The organism is Aquirhabdus parva (genome assembly GCF_003351745.1).
GTDB lineage: Bacteria > Pseudomonadota > Gammaproteobacteria > Pseudomonadales > Moraxellaceae > Aquirhabdus > Aquirhabdus parva.
In genome coordinates this window covers 650887-669556 of record NZ_CP031222.1, presented here as the reverse complement: position 1 = coordinate 669556, position 18670 = coordinate 650887, and the positions used below count along the sequence as shown (strand labels likewise).

At 47.3% G+C, this 18670-nt stretch carries 18 protein-coding genes; 3 read left to right on the top strand and 15 right to left on the bottom strand.

What is annotated here, in order from left to right:
• Positions 1-12: 12 nt before the first annotated feature.
• The 4 genes from HYN46_RS03005 to HYN46_RS02990 all read right to left on the bottom strand — a co-directional run bounded on the left by HYN46_RS03005 (position 13) and on the right by HYN46_RS02990 (position 5248).
• Positions 13-2283 (bottom strand): family 2A encapsulin nanocompartment cargo protein cysteine desulfurase, encoded by a 2271-nt coding sequence (locus HYN46_RS03005; protein ID WP_114898041.1) that lies wholly within the window; start codon positions 2281-2283, stop codon positions 13-15.
• Positions 2258-3193, bottom strand: a complete 936-nt coding sequence (locus HYN46_RS03000; RefSeq protein WP_114898040.1) for a family 2A encapsulin nanocompartment shell protein — start codon at positions 3191-3193, stop codon at positions 2258-2260. Before HYN46_RS03000 ends, HYN46_RS03005 begins: the two co-directional genes overlap by 26 nt.
• A gap of 316 nt (positions 3194-3509) precedes the next feature.
• Positions 3510-4523, bottom strand: a complete 1014-nt coding sequence (gene epsC / locus HYN46_RS02995) for a serine O-acetyltransferase EpsC (protein ID WP_114898039.1) — start codon at positions 4521-4523, stop codon at positions 3510-3512.
• Between the two features lie 176 nt (positions 4524-4699).
• Complete coding sequence (locus HYN46_RS02990) at positions 4700-5248, bottom strand: rhodanese-like domain-containing protein (protein ID WP_114898038.1); 549 nt, start codon at positions 5246-5248, stop codon at positions 4700-4702.
• Between the two features lie 437 nt (positions 5249-5685).
• Here HYN46_RS02990 and HYN46_RS02985 point away from each other — a divergent pair, with 437 nt between their 5' ends.
• Positions 5686-7476 (top strand): patatin-like phospholipase family protein, encoded by a 1791-nt coding sequence (locus HYN46_RS02985; RefSeq protein WP_114900553.1) that lies wholly within the window; start codon positions 5686-5688, stop codon positions 7474-7476.
• Between the two features lie 14 nt (positions 7477-7490).
• Here the strand turns inward: HYN46_RS02985 and HYN46_RS02980 are convergent, their stop codons facing one another.
• The 4 genes from HYN46_RS02980 to HYN46_RS02965 form a co-directional block, all read right to left on the bottom strand.
• Positions 7491-8678, bottom strand: coding sequence for a hypothetical protein (locus HYN46_RS02980; RefSeq protein ID WP_114898037.1), 1188 nt, complete (start codon positions 8676-8678; stop codon positions 7491-7493).
• The gene (locus HYN46_RS02975) at positions 8675-8959 is read right to left on the bottom strand and encodes a hypothetical protein (protein WP_114898036.1); all 285 of its coding nucleotides are present in this window, start codon (positions 8957-8959) and stop codon (positions 8675-8677) included. The genes HYN46_RS02980 and HYN46_RS02975 overlap by 4 nt, the downstream gene beginning before the upstream one ends.
• A gap of 190 nt (positions 8960-9149) precedes the next feature.
• Entirely contained in the window at positions 9150-10148 is a 999-nt protein-coding gene (locus HYN46_RS02970) for a lipase family alpha/beta hydrolase (protein WP_114898035.1), read from the bottom strand.
• A gap of 211 nt (positions 10149-10359) precedes the next feature.
• Positions 10360-11265, bottom strand: coding sequence for a LysR family transcriptional regulator (locus HYN46_RS02965; RefSeq protein ID WP_114898034.1), 906 nt, complete (start codon positions 11263-11265; stop codon positions 10360-10362).
• A 142-nt stretch (positions 11266-11407) separates the two neighbouring features.
• Here HYN46_RS02965 and HYN46_RS02960 point away from each other — a divergent pair, with 142 nt between their 5' ends.
• Positions 11408-11890: a nuclear transport factor 2 family protein gene (locus HYN46_RS02960; protein WP_114898033.1), complete on the top strand. Its 483-nt coding sequence runs from the start codon at positions 11408-11410 to the stop codon at positions 11888-11890.
• Positions 11891-11907: 17 nt separating this feature from the next.
• Complete coding sequence (locus HYN46_RS02955) at positions 11908-12522, top strand: pyridoxamine 5'-phosphate oxidase family protein (RefSeq protein WP_114898032.1); 615 nt, start codon at positions 11908-11910, stop codon at positions 12520-12522.
• A 10-nt stretch (positions 12523-12532) separates the two neighbouring features.
• Here HYN46_RS02955 and HYN46_RS02950 read toward each other — a convergent pair whose 3' ends face one another.
• The 7 genes from HYN46_RS02950 to HYN46_RS02920 form a co-directional block, all read right to left on the bottom strand.
• Positions 12533-13081: a GNAT family N-acetyltransferase gene (locus HYN46_RS02950; RefSeq protein WP_114898031.1), complete on the bottom strand. Its 549-nt coding sequence runs from the start codon at positions 13079-13081 to the stop codon at positions 12533-12535.
• 30 nt (positions 13082-13111) lie between these two features.
• Positions 13112-13450, bottom strand: coding sequence for a hypothetical protein (locus HYN46_RS02945; RefSeq protein WP_114898030.1), 339 nt, complete (start codon positions 13448-13450; stop codon positions 13112-13114).
• 286 nt (positions 13451-13736) lie between these two features.
• Entirely contained in the window at positions 13737-14003 is a 267-nt protein-coding gene (locus tag HYN46_RS02940) for a hypothetical protein (protein ID WP_162818072.1), read from the bottom strand.
• A 349-nt stretch (positions 14004-14352) separates the two neighbouring features.
• Positions 14353-15339, bottom strand: coding sequence for a bile acid:sodium symporter family protein (locus tag HYN46_RS02935; RefSeq protein WP_114900552.1), 987 nt, complete (start codon positions 15337-15339; stop codon positions 14353-14355).
• A gap of 92 nt (positions 15340-15431) precedes the next feature.
• The gene (locus HYN46_RS02930) at positions 15432-16319 is read right to left on the bottom strand and encodes an outer envelope protein (RefSeq protein ID WP_228254869.1); all 888 of its coding nucleotides are present in this window, start codon (positions 16317-16319) and stop codon (positions 15432-15434) included.
• Between the two features lie 184 nt (positions 16320-16503).
• Positions 16504-17685, bottom strand: coding sequence for an amidase (locus HYN46_RS02925; protein ID WP_114898028.1), 1182 nt, complete (start codon positions 17683-17685; stop codon positions 16504-16506).
• Positions 17682-18494, bottom strand: coding sequence for a cysteine hydrolase (locus tag HYN46_RS02920; protein ID WP_114898027.1), 813 nt, complete (start codon positions 18492-18494; stop codon positions 17682-17684). The genes HYN46_RS02925 and HYN46_RS02920 overlap by 4 nt, the downstream gene beginning before the upstream one ends.
• Between the last annotated feature and the right edge of the window lie 176 nt (positions 18495-18670).

Below are 18670 nucleotides of genomic sequence, written 5' to 3'. Positions count from 1 at the left end.
TTTTACAAACTGTTATCGACGAATGCTTCGTGCACGACGTAGCTGATGCAAAATTGAAACCAGTAAGTCAATCTCTTCCGTCGTGTTATAAAACGCAAGTGAAGGACGAACTGTGGTCTCAACCCCAAAACGTCTGAGAATCGGTTGAGCACAGTGATGTCCGGTACGAACCGCGATACCTTCTTTATTCAATGCCTTGCCAACTTCTTCATTCTCATAGCCTTCCAGTGTGAAAGACATGACACTGGCTTTCTCACGTGCAGTACCAATCAAGCGTAAGCCCGAAACACTGCTTAGACCATGCTGACCGTATTCAAGCAAATCATGCTCGTAACGGGCAATATTATCTAAGCCGAGGCTTTCGACATATTCAATCGCTGCCCCCAGACCAACCGCATCAGCAATATTCCCCGTGCCTGCTTCAAACTTGTTCGGTGCAGGTTGAAAAATGATTTGCTCAAAGGTTACGTCTTGGATCATATTTCCACCGCCCTGCCAAGGAGGCATTTTTTCCAGCAAGTCCGCCTTGCCGTAAACAACACCAATCCCTGTCGGGCCAAAGATTTTATGGCCAGAAAACACAAAAAAGTCTGCATCCAGCGCCTGTACATCAACACGGAGATGTGCCACAGACTGTGCACCATCGACCAGCACTTTCGCGCCGACCTGATGAGCCAAAGCAATCACTTCTGCGACTGGTGTGACCGTACCCAACGCATTAGAAACTTGGGTAATCGAGACAATTTTGGTTCGATCATTGAGCAACTTACGATACTCATCAAGACGAATTTGACCGCTGTCATCCACAGGGATCACACGCAGCTTGGCACCCACTTGCTTGGCCAATTGAAACCAAGGCACGATATTGGCGTGATGTTCCAGATTAGATACGATGATTTCATCACCAGCACCAATATTCTGTACACCCCACGTTTTCGCAACCAAATTGATTGCTTCTGTGGTACCACGAACGAAAATAATCTCGCTCTCAGACTTCGCACCCAAGAAACGCGCAATCGTTTTACGTGCATGTTCATATGCATCGGTCGCACGTGCTGCCAATTCATGCGCAGCACGGTGGATGTTTGAGTTTTCGTGTTCATAAAAATAGGACACGCGCTCAATCACTGACTTCGGCTTATGCGTGGTCGCGGCATTATCAAACCAGACCAATGGACGACCATTAACACGCTCTTGCAGGATTGGAAAATCCCGACGTACCGATTGCACATCAAAAGGTTGATGCGCACTACTGACTGGCACAATGTTCGTTGGTTTATCTTGCCATGCTGAACCCGCACTCGGTACATCAAGGAAGTAGAAACCTGATGGACTTGGGGTGGGTGCGGCACTTGGTGCGGCGCGATTAGACGTACTGCCTGCAAGCAACGCTTTTAGCGCATCGGCACCAGGTAACCCAAATGATTGCGCAAAGAGTGCTTCATCAGGGATATCCGTTGCAGGTGCAGTTGGAGACGTTGGTACAGGTGCTCCACCTTCATTCACAAAATAAAACGGTGAAGAAGCCGCACTCGTATCAGGTGCACGACCAAAAGCAGAGCTTGGCGCTGCACTTGCAACATTGGCTGGAACGCTTGGCACACTGGGTGTCAATGACGTTACATCTGATGTTGCAACGGGTGCAGGGACTTTAGCTGGTGCAGATGGCAAGCTAGCACCACCGACGACAGGTAAAGACTCCGTTTTTTGCTCAGGCGCATCCAAATCAGTCGGAACGCTGTGCGGTATTGCTGGATTTAAACCCTGCGATGTTGCCACAGCGGGTGCACGACCACCCAACGCAAGTGCAGGATCAACCGGTTGAGGTGCATGACTTGCGCCAGAACCTTGCAAAAAATAAAACGGTGAATCATTACCTGCAACACTTGGAGACGGTGAACCTGCCAATACCGGCAGCGTTGGCGTCAAGGTTGCAATCTCAGGGGTGACTGGTGAATAAGGGACTTGCGGATAATTCGCCCCCCCTACACCAGGCAATGAAGCCGTTTTTTTCTCAGGTGAATCCGGTAGATTCGGCACATTGTGCGGAATTTCAGGATTCAATGCACGACCTGTTGCAAGCGCAGGTGCACGACCGCCTAGAGCCAAAAATGGATCGGCGGGTTGCGGCGGACTTGCAGGCAAATCAAAATTGGGTTTCTCGCCGGGTAACGCCTGAAAAAGCGCACTAGCGATTCGACTCAATGTTGCTTCATCAGGCAAGCCAGCTGTTTCAGGAGAGAGTCCTGTCACGCTATTACTTGTACTTGTCTGAGTAGTCATGATATTTGCCAATCTCCACGTCTTCGAGAACCGCCAACGCATCTTCAGTCAGCACCGCCAGCGAGCAATACAGCGAAATCAAATAGGATGCGATTGCACTTCGGTTAATTCCCATAAAACGCACAGATAAGCCTGGTGCTTGTTCGCCGGCTAAGCCAGGTTGGAACAGACCGACTACACCTTGACGCTTCTCACCCACACGAATCAGCAGAATTTTGGTTTTGCCATCTTCCACAGGGATTTTATCCGATGGAATTAATGGTAGACCGCGCCAAGTAATGAACTGTGAGCCGAACAAGCTAACTGTTGGTGGTGGTACACCGCGACGGGTACATTCACGGCCAAATGCAGTGATTGCAGCAGGATGCGCTAAGAAGAAACCAGGCTCTTTCCATACTTTACCAATCAAATCATCAAGATCATCTGGTGTTGGTGCGCCGGTTAAGGTTGAAATGCGTTGAGAGTCAGCAACACTTGCCAATAGACCGTATTCTGGGTTGTTGATCAACTCGCTTTCTTGACGTTCTTTGATGGTTTCAATCGTCAAGCGCAGTTGTTCACGAATTTGATCATGTGGGCTGCTGTACAAATCGGATACGCGGGTGTGGACATCAAGAACAGTCGAAACACCATTCAAGAAGTATTCACGCGGCGTGGTGTCATAATCCACAAACGTTTGCGGTAATTGTGACTCATCGCGCTGAGTACAGGCAATTTGGATATCATCTGCATTGCTGACACGGTTAACGCGATAGATACCTGCTTCAACAGGTAACCATTGCAGCAAATGCACTAGCCAACGTGGCGTGATCGTGGATAGTTGCGGGGCTGTTTTGGTTGCATTGGCAAGCTGGCGGGCTGCATTATCGCCAAGCGCCTGTGCGTGTGGTAAATCCTGATTCTTCGCCATGACTGGCTCCTGTGATTAAAAACGTTATAACAAACGACGCGTCTCAAACAAACCAAATAGAAAACTAAATTTTTTAGATCGGCTCTAGCCTAACGGAAAAATCCTTCATCACAAAATATGAATAACTTATATAAAAAACAGATAAGCTATTCAAATTCAAGAATACTTATAATGCCTTTGATTTAAAATTAACCAAAAACAAACCATTTCTTCATAAAGGAATATAAACGCTAACCCACTCACTTTGAGCAAAAGTCGTTTCAATAATTCTTGCCTTACATATACTCAAAATGTATGACGCTTTGATCACAGCGCATCAAACTTTTTGATGCGATGCGTCTTGTTGGGTGATATGGCTGTTTGGGGGAACGCTACGTGTCAACCAGACATTCCCGCCAACTGTCGAGCCTTTGCCGATGGTAATCCGTCCAAGAATGGTCGCACCCGCATAAATAATCACATCATCCTCAACAATCGGATGACGTGCATAGTCTTTCTGCAAAGTACCATCTTCGGCCACTTCAAAACGCTTTGCACCTAAAGTGACAGCTTGATATAAACGTACGTGTTGACCTATTACCGCAGTTTCACCAATCACAACACCCGTACCATGATCAATAAAGAAACCCGCTTCAATTTTGGCACCAGGATGAATATCAATACCCGTTGTCGAATGGGCCAGCTCTGAGATAATCCGAGCAAGCAGCGGTACACCCTGCGTATATAATTCATGCGCAAGACGGTAATAAATAATGGCAAGCACGCCGGGATAGCAGAGCAACACCTCATCCACACTCCGCGCTGCAGGGTCACCGTCATAGGCAGCCTGCACATCACTGTCAAGCAAACGACGGACTTTAGGGAGTGCCAAAGAAAAAGCACGTACGATTTCAACGGCATGTTGTTCAATGACCGAAGTTGCTGGCTCTGCATGACTATCCGCCTGTGTCGCGGATGCCCGATAGCGGGCTTCATAATAGAGGGCTAAACGCACTTGTTCATGTAATGCGTTAAGTGCGGAATCCAGCGTATAACCGATATAGTAGTCTTCCCCTTCCTGACGGAGGTCAGCAGGCCCCAGTCGCATCGGGAAAAGCGCACCGCTTAAAGCTTCCACAATCTCACGCAGTGTTTCTCTAGAAGGCAACTCGCGCCCGCCAAACTCGCGTGTACGCTTTTGTGACTCACGCCAGCGTGCACGCTCAGCACGGAGTTCACTGACAATGCGTTCCAATGGCCAATGTGGCGTATCAGCATTTGCCTTGGTAGATGTTGTGCTTGTAGAAAACTGATGGGATTGATTGGCGGCTGGCACGACTGGCTGGCTCATGGTGCGAACTCCTGTTACAACTTCTAAGCCCGACGAGGCAAGCATCTAATTTGAGATATGGTCTACATTAACTGAAAGAATGCGCCATTAGAAATAATATTTATAGGACTGTTGTTGGTCAGCAGTCCTATTTTGTAAGAAGTTATTCTCGATTTGAACGATCTTCAGTAGAAAGATTAATCTTGCACCCAAGGCAAGGCTGCATGACGCCAGCCTCCAAGATCACCGCGTTGTTGCTGTTCATTCAGCTCCCCTTCAAATCCTTCAAGAATATTATAAACTTGAGTGAAGCCCGCTTTCGTGGCTGCTTCAGCAGCTAGTGCTGAACGTTTACCACTGCGGCACAATAGGACAACGACCTGATCCTTATTATTCTTAAGTTTGATTTCCAGTTCTTTCACAAAGCGTGGGTTACGATTCAATGATGTTCCAGTTGCCCAAGCGACATGCTCACCTGCCGGCACATGACCAACAAATTTACGCTCTTCGTTTGAACGCACATCAACCAATACAGCGGCCCCGGCACTCACCAGTGCCCATGCATCTTTAGGCGGCACACCACCAGCAAAGTCTAATTCTTCATCAATCGCATATTGTTTAGCACGATCAAGAATGTCTTGAATTTGCACAGCAGTTAAAGTGGTGTCTGCCTGATGTTCGGAATTTGATGATGTGTGTAATTGTTCTTGTGCTTGTTGAATTTCTTTAGATACGGATGCATTCATGTTCATTTACTCCATCACTTAAAACATGGGATTTAAAGCAGTACACCCTGTTTTAGTCGTTCTTATAAAACAGTAAAAATGCGCTTTAGCCTTGATAATAGATATGCTAATCCTGTTTGCTTATTTAAAGAAACAATAAAAATTAACTTGTTTATATTTTAAATGAATAAAGAAATGTACTCTAACTATTCATCATTAAGCTCCTGCCCGACTCACTTTTCGATCCATAAGCAGAAGTGAAACCATGCTAAATGATATTGACTTTACTGCATAAGCAACACACTCTATGAATGAATACAATGAGCGCAGGTGAGGAAGATGAAACGGCTTTTATCCTCTAAGATCGCAGGCAAAATAATAATTCAAAGGACTCTACGCCCTATCTGCGCTTGGAGACGCCCATCATGACCGTAGACTTTAAAATCCCGCATAAGCCAATCAATATCCTTGCTGCGCTCGAGCAAGTTTCTATCTTTGCTAAACTTTCAGATACCGCATTACAGTCACTCGCGCACTGCGCTGAGCCACTCCAGCTCAATACTGGTGATGCACTTTATCTAAAGGGAGATCCTTCTCTTTATTTTTATGTGGTGTTGCATGGTCGGCTACGCGTTAGTCTCTTGGATGTCATGTTAGGTTATGTGGGGCGACACCAGCCGATTGGGGAAATGGATGTGATCGTCGGTGAAGTACGTAATACATCGGTTCATGCTGTACGGGACAGCTTATTATTGCGTTTTGGAGCGTCTGAGTTCTTGAATTTCATTCAGGTCAATGCTGCCTCACTGCTCGATCTAACCCGCCTCGTCATTAATCGCAGTCGTCATTTTTATAATCAGAACAACAACCCTAAAGCCTCTAAAAAACGAGATTTTGGCGGGACGTTGGCGGTCATTCCCGCATCGTCTGGAGTATCCGCGATTCAACTTGCCGAAGCCTTAGTCGAGCATCTAGATGGCTGGCCTGAAACTCGCCTCATCACCGCAGCTCATGTCGACTCTATCTTTGGTGATGGCGTTGCACAAACACCACTTGATGAAAGTGCCAACGATCTCCACCTTCGAGAGTGGTTAGCATCCTTAGAAGAACGTCATCATTATGTTCTCTATGCGGCAGACAACGATCGCGATCCTTGGTCATTGCGCTGCTTACACCAAGCCGATCGTATCCTGATTCTGGCCGAAGCAACACGACTACCAGAAAATGTCCCTGTGCTTGATGCACTGCATCGCAGTGGGTTGATTGCACCCATTGAATTGGTGCTGCTGAGATCAGAAGGTGATCCCTCCCCGCATACACTCGCATGGCGCGAAGAAACGGGGGCACGCGCACACTACTTTGTTCATCCATGGGCAAATGCCGATATCAGCGCATTAGCGCGGCAAATTTCAGGACAAGGCGTGGGGCTCGTCTTAGGCGGTGGCGGCGCCAGAGGATTTGCTCATATCGGACTCATTCGCGCGCTGGAGCAGCTCCAGATCCCTGTCGATATCGTGGGTGGTACCAGTATGGGTGCATTTGTCTCTGCCTTGGTCGCCTGTGGTTTTGATAGTGTCGAGATGAGTCATATTGCTCATGAAACCTTTGTTGCACGGAATTATCTTAACGACTATACCGTCCCCAAAGTGTCTTTAATTCGAGGGGCACGTTTCCATAAACGCCTGATGTCGGTATTTGGTCATCGCCGTATTGAAGAATTACGCCGTACATTTTATTGTATTTCGACCAACCTCACGACCGGCAACCCGATGATCCATGATCGTGGCACTCTGGCCACATGGGTCGGCACCAGCATGAGTGTACCGGGTGTCGCACCACCTGTCGCATGGCATGGAGATTTGCTGTGTGATGGCGGTGTCGTAAACAACCTGCCCACCGATGTGATGCGCAACTTGGAGCGCGGCATTATTATCGCCAGTAATGTCAGTATGAATGGGGATATCCGTGCACCGGGTGCGGGTGAAGAAGAACCCGATCAAATGGCACTTTTAAACTGGAAAGGCACCAAACGCGCGCCCAGCCTGTCTGAGATTCTGATGCGCACCGCAACACTGGCCAGTGACACCACGATCCAAATGTCATCGATTTCTAATGCGGATATTTATTTACGGATGCCGATAGCTGATATCGGGATGTTTGATTGGCATCGCTTGGATGAGCTTATTGAACGAGGCTATCAGTATGGACTGGAACTCCTGACTCCCATCCGTGACACGTTGCCTCGCTAATCAAGCCTTAGGGACTATGCAAGCTGGCTTACAGGCTGGGTAATGCCATATAGGGCAAGATCAGATCGAATCTGATTGGCGGTCTCAGGATCTAAGGTATCCGTATATTTTGCCAAGACTTGCACACAACGCTCATGCCACTCAACAGGCAAACGGCGCACCACATCCAATGCAGTCCCCCACTGCGCGCGCAGCAAAGCAGCATAAGCCACACGCTCGAGTACAGAGTCATCAACCCGTGTCATCGCATCGGCGACCGCATCACGGCCCGCATCATTCATGTTGGCGGCGAGCGTCAACATATCCGTCCATAGCTCTTCACGATTGGCAGCATCCAGAATATGTTGCATCACCAATGGGGCATGCAATGCCGGTAGATTCACAACACGCTGCTGAACCGGTAATGATAAACACGCAACAACAGGTAATATGTCCTCCCATAAGCCATCCTCATCGGCTGCACGAATAATGGCTTCCAATACATCCTCACCTTGACTGGCGGCAAAATCGCCCAGCTCACGTTTCATACTATCGCTGACATTGGTCACTAGAGCCAAGAGCTTAGGCCAAAGCAAACGCTTCGAAACATCACAGACAATCAAAATCGTCAGCCGAATCCGCTCTGGAGGCAACACATGGACCAAGTGGTCGATGCGCTCACGGGATTCGACATTAAAAACGATTTCCAGTAAATCGCCTTCGTCCTCAATCGAAGCCGCGACTTCACGCACAACTTTATCTGGCAGGAGCCCCACAAACCGACCCATCGTCATAAAGTCACGACGTTTCAGCAAGACTTCAGAAATTTCAACAATCTGGGCAACAGGTAATAAACGAACGAGCTCTCGTGCGACTCGAGGATCAAAGCCCATCGCCACATCGGCCATAAACTCTGCCGAGAGATGCTTGGCGATATCAGCAACGCGCCAAGCAGGCAACTCACTCGCTACCCGTGTGGCAAGGGTTGCCCCTATCCAAAAACGCACTAAGAGAACCGAAAGTAAAACCGGAAACCAGCGTACCCATGCCGCAAACCAGCGGAATAATGGACGTTGCTGATCAAAGACACGATCCGTGAGCGCTGTTCTTAAGTGGCGTAATGCTTCAGGTGGGATGTCTGTCAGAAAGCGAATCTCATCCACCGGAACATCAAGTTTGTCGGCGAGTTTATGGAGTTCGGCTTGGGCTGCAAGAAGACTCATGACGACCTCCGACTTGCTGGACTCTTCACGAATCGTCGCAAAAGGAAGGGACGCAGTAACCAAGGGATTGCCTGATGTAGTGCCTTGTTGAGTTTTTCATCCTCATGTGCACAGACCTTGGCAACTTGCGTACTGAGCCAAGTCAATTGCTCTGTCGATAGATGGGAGAACGCGGACAAACTCTGTGGAGGACGACGTAATTCCGAAGCCAGTTGCTGAAGTGCTTGTTCTTGTAATGTGTTTGATTCACCTTGGCCTGATGGCTGAATAACGTCCTTCATCGCGCCCTCTCACTCGTTGATAATCTCATCAATTATGTCGCGTGTTAATCTTTTTAATCGTGGTATGCTTTGAGTATAGCGATAAAATGAGGAATTAAAAGCAGCATATCCGTGCTTTTGACGGGATGAAATTGGACTTAAGCGGCATAAAAAAGGAGTCCACAGACTCCCTTTTTGTTTCAGTAGCGCGTTACAAGCCCGCAACCTTCAAACGGTTGGCTTGTTGACGATATAAAGTTACAGGACTTCCAGCAAAAATATTGACCAAACCCAAAGTCTGATTCACTTCATCCAGATGGTTCTGCGCATAATTATCACGAATCACTTGCCCAAGGTGGCTAGAACAGCGTGGAACAAGACCATCACTATCCCCTGGGATCAGCGCGCCCGTTAAGACCAGCGCCGCGTCTAATGGATCAAGCACGTTGGTCAGTTTGCTCGTACCGCCCCATGAGTAATAACGCACACCATTGGCGACATAGGCACCTTCGCCACATGAAGAAGTCGGCATCCCAGCTGGGAAATTCGCGGTGAACGCAGCAGAACCCGCTGTGGTCAGGGAATTCAAACCCGCCAAAGAATCCTGATCATAATAATGACCTGATGAAATCCCAACCAATGAGAAGAAGGCATTCACACCTGCCGAGATTACTGGCGCAAGAATGGTTGAACCGACAACGGGAATCTTGCTCAAGTTATAAATCACATCGGCGACAGGTGAACCTTTGTTCGGTCCACCCACTGCGGTCGCGGAAGCCACTTGATTAGGAATCAAACCCGCAACATAACGAATCGAATGACTGCCATGGCTATGGCCGATGAGATTGACCTTGGCGGCACCCGTGATCGCCAGAATCTGCTGTACTTGATTCAGTAATTGTTCACCGCGCACTTCCGATGAATTAAATGACGCTTCTTGAGTGACAAAAACATTCGCACCATTAGCCACCAAATCAGGCGATATACCATACCAGTATTGAAGTGGACCCGCAGATGAAAATCCAGCCATACCATGTGCAAAAACGATCGGATATTTTGTCTTGGCATAGTCTGAAGTCACCGTTGCACTACCACCTGTGCGGCAGCCATCGGTACTACAAAATTGATAAGTTGCGACTGTTGCTGAAGCCCACCCAGAAATGAGTAAACCTCCGGTCAATAGCAATGGCGTTAGAATACGATTTTTCATAGATCATCCTTTTATCACGTTAGTCTTATTTTTTTGCCTGCCAACTTTTCATCTCGAAAATTGACAAGATGAATTGTCACACAAAAAATAAACAAACTAGATAAAATTCCGACCAAAGGTGACAGTCTATTCCGATTTAATAAATCAATTCCACTTAATCCTCGTTCAGATTGGGCATGCATGTAGACGCCTGCTGTGAATGCTAATGGGTCTACTCTATCGCAGGGTTTGCCCTTAACCGCGCAACCGCTAAATCAATAAATGCACGCACGCGCTGCGACGCATGCCGCCCTTCGTGGTGAACCACATGAACTGGTAGTGGTGTTGGCTCTAAATGACTCAAGACTTCTTGCAATTGCCCAGCACGAATATGTTCTTCGACTTGATAGGAAAGTAAGCGCGTTAAGCCAAATCCACTTACAGCGGCTGTTATTGCAGAATCATTGGTTGTCGTTGTTAATCGCGCCCTGATTTTGACTGAAAAAACCTCCCCCTCCTGCATCAACTGCCACTGTCGATCCAGTGCGGACGACACCCCGCTGGATGAAATAATCGTATGCTGCTGGAGATCGTCCGCACTTTTTGGCATGCCGTACTGCTTAAGATAGCTTGGCGCGGCACAAATCACACGACGGACTTGCCCTACACGAATCGCCTGCATGGAAGAGTCAGGAAGCTCACCGATCCGAATCGCGACATCCACACCCTCATCCAACATATTCACGACCCGATCCAGAAAAAAACAAGATGCGCTGACCTCGGGGTAATGACTTAAATATTCAGTGACTATAGATGTCACAAACAGATTACCGAACAAAACAGGTGCCGTAATCGTCAAACGTCCACGCGGTGCGGCGTGCATCCCCGTTACCGAATCATCAGCATCGGCTATCTCAGACAAGATCCGCCGACAATCCACGACATATCTCGCACCGGCATCGGTTAGGCGGACAATGCGAGTCGTTCGAGTCAACAAGGCCAGTCCGAGCTGGCGTTCAAGTTCATTGATAGCACGAGTCACCGCAGGTGGAGAGATATTGAGCTTGCGTGCTGCACCCGCAAAACTGTTGGTATTCACAACACTCACAAACACGGTGATCAGATGAAGTTTATCCATATTATTCCAATTATTGAAATAGTGTTTTATTTCTGATAATCATTCTATATACAAAATAGATCAATTACGATAATTGTAGTCCCTGACTCAAACAGTAAAACTCATCATATTTTCCCACTCAGTTTCATCCATGGAGACTTCAATGAACCCTAGTCTAGAGGCACCTCGCCCGCCATTCCCGCCGTTTACACAAGAAACAGCGGCACAGAAAGTGCGCATGGCGGAAGACGGCTGGAACTCCAAAAATCCAGCACGCGTTGCATTGGCCTATACACCCAACAGCCAATGGCGCAATCGATCGACATTCTTACAAGGTCGAGAAGCGATTGAGGCTTTCCTCACTGACAAATGGAATAGGGAACAGGATTATCGTTTGATCAAAGAACTCTGGGCCTTTCATGAAAATCGTATAGCCGTACGGTTTGCCTATGAATGGCACGATGAGCACGGTCAATGGTTCCGCAGCTATGGCAATGAAAACTGGGAATTTGATGAGCAGGGATTAATGCGTCTACGCATCGCCAGCATTAATGATCTGCCCATTCTGGAGCGTGAACGCAAGTTCTTTTGGACAGCAGGGCGCCGCCCAGATGATCACGCAGGCTTAAGTGATTTAGGGCTTTAATAGAGAGTATTTGAGCTATGGACTTTTCCAGTGATATCGCCTTCACACCAACCATCAAAGCTATACAAACAGCAAAAGGATCACGGCAAAGCTACGCACGCATGGAGCAATCTGGCTCGTGGGAGACTCGCATCACCTCAGACCTGAAAGCATTCATCGAAGCCCAGACCAGCATCTTCATGGCAACGGCTAGCGCTCAAGGACAACCTTATATTCAGCATCGCGGTGGGCCCGCGGGATTCCTCCATGTACTTGATGAAGAGACCATTGGTTTTGCCGATTTTGCCGGAAATCGGCAATTTATTACGATGGGCAATCTGCAAGAAAATCCTCAAGCGCATTTATTTTTAATGGACTATCAACATCGTCAACGGATTAAAATCTGGGGTGAGGCAGTCGTGATCGAAGATGATCCAGAATTGCTAACGAAGCTCATGCCGATCAATTATAAAGCGCGGCCGGAGCAGGTCATTTTATTCAAGGTCAAAGCATGGGATGCCAACTGCCCACAACACATCCCACAACGATTTGAAGCCAAAGATGTACAACGCATTCTCACCGAACGCGATCAACGTATCGAAGCACTAGAAGATGAGGTAAAGCGATTGCAAAAGCTGCTTAAAGATACTTAATCCTTAGCGCTCAGTGTGGCTCAGCATTCAGGTGAGCACCTTTTGGTGAGAAGCACTCAAAATGGATTAAGTCACACCAAACGCCATGAAGAGACATTGCCTGCTGCGAACGACCATATTGCAAAAAATGATTTTTCTGTAATACCCGGATGGAAGCCACATTAGGCTCACGGACCACCGCTTCGACCCGCCATAGATTTAATGTATCAAAAGCCTCGGTTAAAACAAGTTCAATCGCCTTTGATGCCACCCCTTTACCGGTCATAGACTCAGCAACGCGATAGCCTAATACCGCTTTATTATAATAATCCCTTGCAATCTGAGTGAGATTAACGCGAGCGACGATCTCACCACTGACTTTGGCCACATAGTGATAAGCCAAATCAAGGGCACGTAATTGTAGAGACTCATGAATCGAATCTCGAACCGTGTCGATATGATAATAGTCTGGAGATCGGGCGTTAATTAAACGTTCAAAATAGGCACGATTAGAGCGTTCAAAAGCCAGCAAATTATCAGCGTCGCTGGGGTCGAGTAAATGAAGCTCAAGATTCTGCATACTCAAAAAACTCTACTCACTCAATCCACTTTAATCAGAAATCAGACGCTCTTCCAATGTCGGTGCTTTTTGATACCAGCCCTGATAGCCAAGATTGGGTGCGCCTTGAATCTGCGGACTGCAACCAAAACTGCGTTTGCTCACCGTCAAATGACCGGAGACCCCATTAGCATTGGAAGACGCGATTTCCAAATCTTCACCGGCGCTAGCACGAACCCCGATCAAGCATTCATCTAGCGTCTGGAATTTCAAGGTCACCAAATGATGGGGATGATGCGTACACTTATAGAGAACGCCGATGGTAAAGGCGATTAGAAAAATAATCAGAACAATATCTGAAACGCGTGGGAATTTTTTTCTCGTATCCATATCCCGCTCCTATATAGCGAGCATAATCGAACTGCTGGTGAGATTACATGTGAAAAATTGTTTTATATACAAAAAGACGAGTTATACCAAATTGGTTAGATAATGCACATCTAAAAAATTCCTAATGGTTCTATGAGTTCCACGCGTTCCACTCCAAGTTATCCACACCATTACCCGCAAGCATTGGGGGTAACTCAGATTACCGCAAGGTTCATCATGCCCGCAAATAAAAAGCCCATCTCTCACGATCTGGGCTTTTCTAATTCAAATACATCTCATTAAAAATTTATTGCTTCAGGTTATTAAACACGCTGGTAATAATTTCATAGATTTCGTGCTTAGGCAGATTCGGTTTTTCAGATGAGAACGCAAGTTCAGAACAACCCACTGGATGAATACCTAATACGTTCGAATGTGTCGGATGATCAACGATCTCTACGGTAAAACCGATTGCTGGAATTGCAGATTTCAGTTTTTGTTCAAACGCAGCAGGTGAAACTTTATGATCAATACAGGATTTTAGATCAATGGAAATTTGTACGTCTGACATCATGTGCACTCTGTGAGGACTAAACTCAAGATATTGCCATATTCCAAGCACTTGAATCGTAACTTTTGTTTTCTAGAATATGGAGATTTGGTGTAGAGCACGAGGGCAAAGCACTACCACAATCAATTGACTCCGCGCTAAACCAATCCCGCCTAGGATTACCCCAAAAAAGGAGATTGCAGATAAAACATACAGTTATAGAATTATCAGTAACATCAAACGTTCCACGTGTTCCACTCAAACTTATCCACACCCTTACCCGCAGGCATTGGGGGTAACTTTGACAAGGCCACATCCGTGCAGCCTAGGCGATATCAACCATTTAGCTTATCGTGATAAGGTGACTTACACGTCATGATGTCCGATCAGATTTAATCCGACCGGCATAGCGCTGGGCCAATACTGCACAGACCATCAATTGCAGTTGGTGAAACAACATTAACGGCAGAACCAGTAGCCCAATCGGGTGACCTAAAAATAGAACTTTGGCCATCGGAATCCCACTTGCCAAACTTTTCTTAGATCCACAAAAAACGATGGTGATTTCATCCGCTTTATCAAAACCGAGCCAGCGGCTGGCATAGGTCGTCAAGAGCATCATGATCGCCAATAAAATTGCGCATATCACCAGCACACCGAGTAATGCAGGGATGGGTAATTGATGCCATAACCCCTCAATAACCGCTTCACTAAAGGCAGTATAAACCACGAGCAGGATGGAGCCTTGATCAACCACCTTGACCAACTTCGGATGCCGTTGAATCCAAGAAAATATCCAGCGGCGCAACACCTGCCCCGCTAAAAAAGGAATCAAGAGCAAGATCACAATTTGTAAGACCGCATGACCCGCATCATAACCAGCGCTTCCGTCATGTTGCATGATCATCATGCCGACCAAAATAGGTGTAATGAAAATACCGATCAGGCTTGATGCAGATGCGCTGCATACCGCAGCAGGAATATTGCCATGGGCAACCGAGGTAAACGCAATAGAGGATTGCACCGTGGATGGCAACACACAGATGTATAAAACCCCAAGATAAAGCGCGGGCGTCACAAGTAAGCCTAGTACAGGTTTTAAGAGGAGTCCCAAAAGAGGAAAGACCGCAAAAGTAGCTGCTAAAACCATAAGATGAAGCCGCCAATGCGTGAATCCTGCTAACGCTGCTTCGCGAGATAGTTTCGCACCATGCAAAAAAAACAATAGACTGATTGCGATATTGGTCAGTAGATTAAAATCTATCGCAACCTGCCCGCGACAAGGCAACAGACTGGCAAGTGCGACAGAAGCAATCAGCATCAGCGTAAAATTATCGGGCAAGAATCTTGGACGACGCATCATTTCATAAACTCAGGTGATGTAAGCAAACTTGAATCTATTACTCCTCTTTCAAATGAAAAAGGAGTGATCAGACTTAGAAGGGTCAATATTTAAAAGTGGTATTCGACGCGAACCATGGGCGTGCTGGCGGTAGCACCTTTCCCGGCTTGTGACTCTGGATTACCAAATTTGTTATGCCAATATTCGTACTCAGCACCAACACGTAAGGTTTTTTTCGCGATTCCAAGATCAGAGCTGAGGTCGTACATCAATTGCATATCCAGATGAGTCTCGGGTGCCGTTGATTGACCAAACTCATTTTTTCCCTTCGGTGCGATAAAAAGTCCATAGCCCTCAAAAGACAGCGGCAGGGAAAATACAGGAAGTCCCCAAACAACTTCTAATTCTGGATGTGCTTTATATTCATAGCGTTTGGCAATGCCATCGGGATTATTACTTTCAAACAGTGCAAGCACGCTGATATTTAAATAGCCGGGCACATCCATCATCATGGTTGGACCAACCACGAAAAGACGCTTTTTGGAGCTATAACTGTCATTCTTGCTATTAAAATCAAAGCCCCCTTCCATGCCAAAACTTCTTGCTGGCCCTAGGCTGAGATCTTTTTTAAAGACTTTGCTGAAGTCCACTGTATTGCGATAGACCACATAGGCCTCTTGCGCACCGTCCGTCGTTCCCTTGCCGGGATCCTTACTATCTGACAGCAATAAATCCACGTTAAAGAAATTAGTGCCATAGGCATATCCACTGCTATGGGTCAGTGAAATGATATTTTTGCTGATATCCTGACGACTGCCATCGGGCTTGTTATCATAGGGCTCAGCAAACATGGTTCCATAACGCCAGCCCAGTGAGGTATCACTCCATTCTGCTGCCTGTGCGGTACTACTGCATAGCACGGCAGTAGCTACCCCGCCGATCAATGCCCCCAACATGGGTCCCCGTTTCATCAATAACTGTATTGATTGTAATAACATCGTAAATTCCCCCGGAAAAAAATAAATAAATCATCAATAACTACATTTACACTCGACCCGATAACTCGTCTTCATTAATGGACTGGACGATATTCCTCCCTATTCAAACTGTTCATCTAGATTCGGCATAGCCACGATCAGCATGCGATTCAGCATCTCTTGTAGGCTAGCCACCCTGCTTGGGCTAAAGAGATACCGAATTCAAACCCTGATGGCTTCTGAATAGCTCTCTTGCTAAAGCAATTAATTGCCGATCACTGCCCCGCGCCCCCAAAATAGAAAGTGCCAGTGGTCGTTGTGCATCACTTTGGATTGGTATCGTGATTTGAGGTAAGCCGCCAATAGCAGCCAATGCATTGATCGTCAATGCGTGGTAGTAGAAATCGCTTAACAGATCGGCATTAGCGTCTTTAGGTAAAAGCGCATAAGGCGTGGTGGGAAAAACCAAATAACTGGTATCAACGATTTGCTGAATGTATTGACAAAGCGATTCTTTCCGTATGCGCGAATCCGCAAGCTGTGCGGAGTCGACGCTCTCGATACGCGCAAACCGCTCAGCGATTGCTGCTCCAAACAGTGGTTTACTCTCTCGAATCCAATCTCCCAGAGTCGTCTGGATGTCATGATCTTGCAGATGTTGATAGCAGCGCAGCCATGCTTCAGATTGATCATCAAAGACGCTGATGGACTCTATGACTCCAAGCGTATTTGCAATCTGCTGCAAACGGTAAGCATCATCAGGCTCGTGCCTCGCGCGAATCGCAAAGGCTTCCTCAAGTAATCGTAAAGGTAGAGTTGAAGGTGCATGGATCGCTTCTGGTAGCAAGACATCAGCCACCCGCGCCAACACGTCGCCAGATGATGCAAACCAACCGACCGTATCAAAGCAAGGAGCGAAAGGAAGCACTCCTGCTAAAGAAACTGCATTGTGAGTCGGCCTAAATCCCCATATCCCGCAAAATGCCGCGGGAACACGGACAGATCCCCCCGTGTCGGTTCCCAAAGCAAAGTCCACCTCACCACTGGCAACTGCCGATGCAGAACCACTGGATGAGCCACCGGGCAGCGCCCATGGCCATTGAGGATTAAAGGGGGTGCCGTAATGGACATTTTCCCCCTCCAAACTATAGGCCAACTCATCCGTAATGGTCTTGCCGTAAACGGATGCGCCCGCGTCTAGCAACGCTTGAACACATGGCGCGTGCTCTTTTGCAGCATCATGGGTGCTTAACCACGTTGGATTTCCCCCTCCTGTTGTCACACCCTGGATGTCGATCAGGTCTTTGACCGCGAATCTCAGATCAGACAGCGGCCCCGAGGTAGTGGCTCTAACCTCGATCAAAGGCCCTGGCATAAAGGCACTCATATTGCCTCCTCATCGGAAGCAACTTGTGCCAATCCCGCGAGGAGATGCGTTGAATCAGAGACAAAGCCAAAGCATTTTTTGACATTCCAAATCGCGGCATCACGACAAAAATCAGGGGAAGATGTAGCGCAGCAATCCTCAAGCAGGACACAGCCATAACCCAAGAAATTGGCATCCGACAAGGTATGCAAAACGCATTGATCAGTATTCACCCCCGCAAACAAAATGGTGCGTATCGCCAGATTGCGTAAAATGCTGTCCAACTCGGTATCCCAAAAACCACTGATTCGATATTTATCGACGAGGATGTCCTGTGGGTTCACCTCTAGCTCATCAACAATTCCTGCAGCCCACGAGTCCTTCTCAAGAACGTGCGCACCATGCTTTGGCAAAGCCTCGCCTAAACCAATGCCATGCCCAGTCGGCTTATAAAGGTGATGCTGGTTAGCCGGCATATTGGCAAGATCAGGGCGGTTACCCCAATTCAGCCAAATAATCGGAACCTCTTGACGGCGAAGCTCAGGCAAGATGCTCTGCAATGGTGCGATGGGTGTACGATCGATCGCATAATTACCACCGATATGGTCGACCCAGCCGTCTGCACTGCAAAAGTCATTTTGCATATCCACGATGATCAAGGCCGTTTGCTTAAGATCAATCCTGAGCTGTTGTGGTGCACTGTGTAGTTGCATGACTTTAGGCGTATGAATGGGTGCAACCATATCCACGCTATGCGCACTGGCGCGCCAGCTCGTTTTGGTGCAACGCCCCAACTGTCCTACTTCGCTCTGTATTGCTTTATCAGTCATATCAATCCCCCGATTTTCAAAACTTTAAAGATTTACCCTGTCAAATCAATTAAATGACCGGTGATCTTGCTTTTCTTTCAGCATACTGACCATCTCATGATCTGGCATTAATCTTGCTAACTTAAGTAATGAACTACTTACTTACTAATTCTAAGCAAGATAAGTGCCAACATGAC